The sequence below is a fragment of the Lysinibacillus sphaericus OT4b.31 genome, from assembly GCF_000392615.1.
Lineage (GTDB): Bacteria > Bacillota > Bacilli > Bacillales_A > Planococcaceae > Lysinibacillus > Lysinibacillus sphaericus_B.
Map to the genome: position 1 here is coordinate 1 of NZ_KB933439.1, position 5489 is coordinate 5489.

8 protein-coding genes are annotated in these 5489 nt (G+C 32.4%); 5 read left to right on the forward strand and 3 right to left on the reverse strand.

Going from position 1 to position 5489, the window contains the following annotated elements; all coding sequences use genetic code 11:
• Nucleotides 1–393 precede the first annotated feature (393 nt).
• Nucleotides 394–1569 (forward strand): hypothetical protein, encoded by a 1176-nt coding sequence (locus H131_RS22630; RefSeq protein ID WP_010861463.1) that lies wholly within the window; start codon nt 394–396, stop codon nt 1567–1569.
• A 238-nt stretch (nt 1570–1807) separates the two neighbouring features.
• Here H131_RS22630 and H131_RS25735 read toward each other — a convergent pair whose 3' ends face one another.
• The 3 genes from H131_RS25735 to H131_RS22640 are packed head-to-tail and all read right to left on the reverse strand — an operon-like array spanning nt 1808 to nt 2938.
• Complete coding sequence (locus H131_RS25735; protein ID WP_010861464.1) at nt 1808–2191, reverse strand: hypothetical protein; 384 nt, start codon at nt 2189–2191, stop codon at nt 1808–1810.
• Nucleotides 2188–2688, reverse strand: coding sequence for a helix-turn-helix domain-containing protein (locus H131_RS25740; RefSeq protein WP_010861465.1), 501 nt, complete (start codon nt 2686–2688; stop codon nt 2188–2190). Before H131_RS25740 ends, H131_RS25735 begins: the two co-directional genes overlap by 4 nt.
• Before the next feature lie 34 nt (nt 2689–2722).
• Nucleotides 2723–2938: a hypothetical protein gene (locus tag H131_RS22640; protein ID WP_036132620.1), complete on the reverse strand. Its 216-nt coding sequence runs from the start codon at nt 2936–2938 to the stop codon at nt 2723–2725.
• Nucleotides 2939–3093: 155 nt separating this feature from the next.
• Here H131_RS22640 and H131_RS22645 point away from each other — a divergent pair, with 155 nt between their 5' ends.
• The 4 genes from H131_RS22645 to H131_RS22660 all read left to right on the forward strand — a co-directional run bounded on the left by H131_RS22645 (nt 3094) and on the right by H131_RS22660 (nt 5400).
• The gene (locus H131_RS22645; protein ID WP_010861467.1) at nt 3094–3315 is read left to right on the forward strand and encodes a helix-turn-helix domain-containing protein; all 222 of its coding nucleotides are present in this window, start codon (nt 3094–3096) and stop codon (nt 3313–3315) included.
• Nucleotides 3316–3320: 5 nt separating this feature from the next.
• Nucleotides 3321–3452, forward strand: coding sequence for a hypothetical protein (locus tag H131_RS25920; RefSeq protein ID WP_268891063.1), 132 nt, complete (start codon nt 3321–3323; stop codon nt 3450–3452).
• A gap of 77 nt (nt 3453–3529) precedes the next feature.
• The gene (locus H131_RS23325) at nt 3530–4237 is read left to right on the forward strand and encodes a hypothetical protein (RefSeq protein WP_010861468.1); all 708 of its coding nucleotides are present in this window, start codon (nt 3530–3532) and stop codon (nt 4235–4237) included.
• Nucleotides 4238–4803: 566 nt separating this feature from the next.
• Nucleotides 4804–5400, forward strand: coding sequence for a hypothetical protein (locus H131_RS22660; protein WP_010861470.1), 597 nt, complete (start codon nt 4804–4806; stop codon nt 5398–5400).
• The last annotated feature ends 89 nt before the right edge of the window (nt 5401–5489 follow it).

A 5489-nucleotide genomic window follows, 5' to 3' on the forward strand; every position in this document is an offset into this window, starting at 1 on the left:
CTGCGCCGTTAGTTTAATAATCCGATATCACTCTAACTTGGTGACCCTGAAGTTAAAAACCACATAGCTAATAAAATCAACCAAATTACTGCTATACCTATAATTAAACGCTTCATACTCAATCTCCTATCAGATCATTCTTCCACTAATCAGTTCTGTTAGTTTAATAATACCTCATTAAAAATTTATATGGATGACTATTTCCATTTACCATTCCAGCCAATTAGATGACTACATAAGTAAAACCACCCTTCACACACGGTGTGGTCTTATTTTAGTTCTCTTATTTATTTTAAAAAAATAAAAATCTTTCAAAAGCAATGAAACTTTTACAGGTGGAAAAACGTATAATTGTTGGTAGAAAAACCAATATAAAGGAGTATTGAATTTACAATGAAACCACAGATTAAAAAAACTTGGATGATTGCTTCTGCACTTACTATAGGAATGGCTGTTCTAACGCCACTTCAAGCAGGAGCTGCATCAGCAGAAAAAACAATTGAAGCATCCGTTCAAAAGGAACAACAACAACAAATTAAAGGGACCATTAAAAATATCTTCAACAGTGGAATGTACCTTAAAGGGCAAGATAGTAAAAATTATTTCATCAGTTTCAGTAATTTTTCTACTGAACAAATAGAAAAAATGAGCTTAGTAGAAGGACAAGAAATCTCTGTAGAAGGTAATGTTGTAGAAGATTATATTGACTTCAATACATTTGAAGCTTATAAAAAAGACCTACCTAAAGAGGTAACAAAAGAAGATTTAATAAGATTAGAAAAAATGTTTAATGAAATGAAGAAGCTAGAAAAGGAAATAAATGAAGACAATGATTATTCAGTTGAAGAGATAGAAAAGAAATTTGAGGAAATGGATAAGATTTATGCCGAAATGTTTAAAATTGAAAAGCCCTATGTATTAGCTAATTGGCTACCTAAACCATTTGATGAATATATAGAAGACTACGGATTTAATGAGAGTAATATAGTTATTAAAGAAAACGATAAAAAACAGCTTAAAGCTATTTATGAAGAATGGATAAAGCTTGAAAAAAGTGGGGATGAAGAAAAGGCTAACGATAAATATGAAGAGTTTTATAAAATCCTTGAGCCATATGTAGATGAGCTAAATGCACTAGAAACATTGGAAAAATTTATGGATAGCTATAAGAAAGCCATGGAATTTTTAGATATCCCCGCTGAAACTTTAGTCAAACTAAAAGCTCTTCAAGGGGATTTACAAAAAGCATTAAAAGATAAAAATGATGAGTTGTATGATAAGTTACACGAAGAATTCTATGGAATCCTTAATCAGTTCGAAAAGCCTCAAACATTTGAAGAGTACATGGCTGACTTTGAATACAAAGTTAGTGAAGCAGATAGCAAGAAATTAAAACAACTTTATGAAGAATACCAAGCACTTGATAAAAAAGGAGAACAAGAAAAAGGCGAAGAAATATGGGAAGCTTTTTACAATATTTTAGCCCCATATAGAACAGCAAATAAAGAAATTCTTATTTCAGGTTCTAAAATAACGATAAACGGCCAAGACTATCTTCCACAACATTAACCAGTAAAAATTCGGGGTTATCCTAAAAGTCATTAAAAACGATTTTTGGGTATAACCCCTTTCCTTACCTCTCCCATTATTCAAAATGAGTCATTTCTCCATCTCCTTATAAAATAAAAATGTTAGTTTAAATTTTACTGAGTCTGTAAACACTCATTGTATAATCGCTATGAATACGCTCGGTGAACTAAAACATCGACATGAGAACCCAGACTCCATTCATAGCGGTTATTCCCCTCTACCACTCCAGCCAGTTATCTAAATTAGGTCTAATACATAACTCTGTTCGACCATCACGCTCATTCAGCCAATTATAAAACGGCAATGGACGCTCTCTATTAGTTGTTTCTTCTATATATGATGATTTACTAGACTTCATGCTTGAACGCTCATCAGCCTTGCTATACGCCCCTGCAAATACTGCTCTCAATGTGCTAGCAACTGTCAGTACACCTTCTTTAATATCCATAGCGATTTTGAATAGTACGTTCTTAGCTGTTATGAAGTCAGGTACACTTTGAACCTGAGCAGACAATACAACCTTATGCAATTCATCTTTCAAGTTATCTGCTAATGGCAAGCTATTCATGAAATCAAATAGCATCACTTGGTACTCATTCATTCCTTACAAGCTTCTTTTTCAGCGTGAGCATTATTATATATTTCTTGTAAAGTGCTTGTTTTAAAAGAAGAAAGATTAAAAGATTTAGATGATTGGTTTTCTGTAAATTGCTCCGAAACCATGTCGTTACTAGCTTCATCGGCTGTCTCTCGTTGGGACACGCTCGATGGGACATAAGGTAAAATGCGATAAATACTAGCCCCTTTAATGCCGTTTAATTTCGTCCCTGGTACTTTTTCAATGATGCCTAACTCAGCTAATTTCTTAATACTTCTATAAACAGTCTTTGTACTAACGTCCAATGCTGCAGCAATTGTGGCTGCTTTCAAATGACAAGCCCCTGGATGCTCTAAGCTATGAGAAGCAAGCTTGAAAACGATGGCATGTTCTGATTCTGTTAAATCGTAATAGTGCGTTGCCATGTGGTCCTCCACACTCTTATCCATATCTGCTATTGATTCAAATGTTGTGTATGCTGCTAAGTATTCAAATGCCATCGTCTTCACCTCGCTTTCTTAGTCCACGTACTAATTACTTAAATTTGTCTTCTACAACTGCCAAACCTTCGTTTATGATTTCCAATAGAGAAGTTGCAAACTCGACAACTTCACTAGATTCGCTGTATTTAATAGCGCCCTTCAGATGACCTTTCACGGCTGACAATACAAGAGATTGCTCAAAGAAATATTTAGATCGTTCTTGCTCGAGTTTAAAATAATTGTTCATATCAATTCCGCCTTTCGTCATTTTAATTACTCATAAAATAAATAAATTACTTTATTAATAACTTTGTTACCCAAATAGTAAATTACTTTATTCGTAATGTCAATTACTAATTGCGTAATTTTATTTATTAATCTATAATTTAATTAACACATTCGGAATGAAAGCAGGTGAAATTGTTGCACTTAAAATCGAGGTTGAAAATATTACTTGCAGAACGAGACATGAATCAAAAAGATTTAGCAGATAAAACGGGGCTTACTACACGTTTAATTAGTGAGATAGCAAATAATAAAGTGAAGATGTATCCGAAAGAGGCATTGGAAAAGATTATGGTGGCATTAGATGTTAAGGATATGAACGAATTATTTAAAATTGTAGAAGTAGAAGATGAGGGATAGTTTTTTTGAACACTTTAGAACAAACAACAAACGAATTGCTTGAAAAAGGCTATACAATCGAGGAGATTAAAGCAGCCTTTGAGGAAGTAATTAATAAAGCAAAACAATCAAAGACAATTGATGAAGCAGATAACTAATTACGGTTGTCTGTCTTTTTTATGTGTACTTTTATTACCAAGTTTCCTAAAATGGAAATATAGAGAGAGGATATACAATGAAGAAATTAGTATTTAGTGCAGTGTTAGTTTTAAGTTTAGGTTTAGCTGCATGTAGTGGCGAAAAACAAGATAGTGATAAGGTAAGTGCAGACATTAAAATAGTAGAAGCATATAGTCGTGAAATTACAGCAGAAGAACAAGAATATATTCAATTAGTAATGAATGACGATTTCGATACTCTAATTACTAAAACTGAAAGAAAAGTAAACGAAATACAACAAGATTATAATAATCTTGCATTAGCATTTGAAAAATTCAATGGCGTAGATGAAAACCTACCAATTATGTTCACGTATGCAACTCAAGTAAAATATGTTTACGTACTTGAGAGACTTGAAGAGATAAAATATATACCAGATGAGATCAAAGAAAAAGTTAATGAATTAAAAATTGTTGCAAAAGAGAAAGAGGAAAAGTGGAATAAGAAATCAGAAGAAAATGAAGCAATATACGAAGCAGAAAAGGAAAAAAGGGAACTTGAATCTAAAAAAAGGGAACTTGAATTTGAAATTAATGAGAGAACTATGAATCCTAAAGCAGTTTACATTGGAATGACAAAAGAAGAAGTTTTGGCAGAAGGATGGGGCAGACCTATAGATATTAACAAAACAACTACTACATATGGTGTAAGTGAGCAATGGGTTTATTATGATTATAAATATCTATATTTTGAAGATGGAATTTTAACTACTATTCAAGATTAATTTACAGGAGGCTAGGAAAGGGTTTAGTCAATGAAAAGTGTTTGAGGGGCAAGCAATTATTACAGCTACAATAGAAAACACCGATATTTCATATTCGAGTGCTATTCTAAGTATCACTTTGGTGAACGGTATAACAAAAGAATATGATGTTACAAATACAGTTTTAAACAATCATTTAAATTGATTTGAAAGTGCACAAGGTACATCAACATTCAAATTTTCAAAAACAATTTCACCTTATAAAAAGGTAACAGAATATGTCGTACATGATAAAATTGCTTCATTTGAAGTAAGAGAATATTAAACAAAAAAAGACCAGGTACTCACTTTTAAAATGAGCGCCTGGTTATTTATTTTGGTGACTTAATAATAATTTTTCCACCTGCGTTTTCAATGCCATATTAGCATACGTTAACACTAAATCCTCGCCAGCTGTGGCAACAACGAGATCGCTAAAATACTTCATTATCTTTTCCCATAAGCCTCCTATTCCATAATTTATAATAAAAAATAAATTGACAATTTTACCAACTGACTTATAATTTAGGAAAAAGGAGGAAATTTAAATGAAAAAATTCATAACAAGCGTCGCAGCATCAACTTTACTACTTGGTTCAGTTTTACCTACTGCTTTTGCTGAAGAAACATCTGTAGAAACATCGCCTCAAAAACCAGAATATTCTTATACATTCCAAGACGTTAACTTTACTTCGGATGTAGAATTGGATGAACTTGCATTACAAGACTTACATTCTGAAGTATTACGAAATTCTTTAGGGAGCGTAAATATAGTCCCTCGCACTCATGATATTGGATCAAATTCTACAACAGTTATAAAACCTGAATACAGAACATTTGAAAATACAGTTGAAAAAATTATTGTGGATGGAGTTGTAGCGATTATACTTTCAAAACTACCTTTTAGAATAACTTCCAATGTTTTAGCTAATTTCTATATCGGTAAATTAACTGGCTGGATATCCGGGTCAATTAAAAAAGTTTATGCTGGTGCTTGGGTTTCAAGAAGTTGGAGTGAATATGACAAAACATATATTTATAAGGCTACAGTAGTACATTACACTGATTCTACATTTAGTCAACCAAAGGACGTAGCTTATCACGAAGTCGGCAGAAGTACAGATCCTAATCTAGCATCTTGGTAGTTGTTTAATAAAAGAATATAATAATTTTTAGAATTATATTTTAAAACCCTAGTAATTCGTAACTGATTATGAAGTGACCCCTAAAAGTT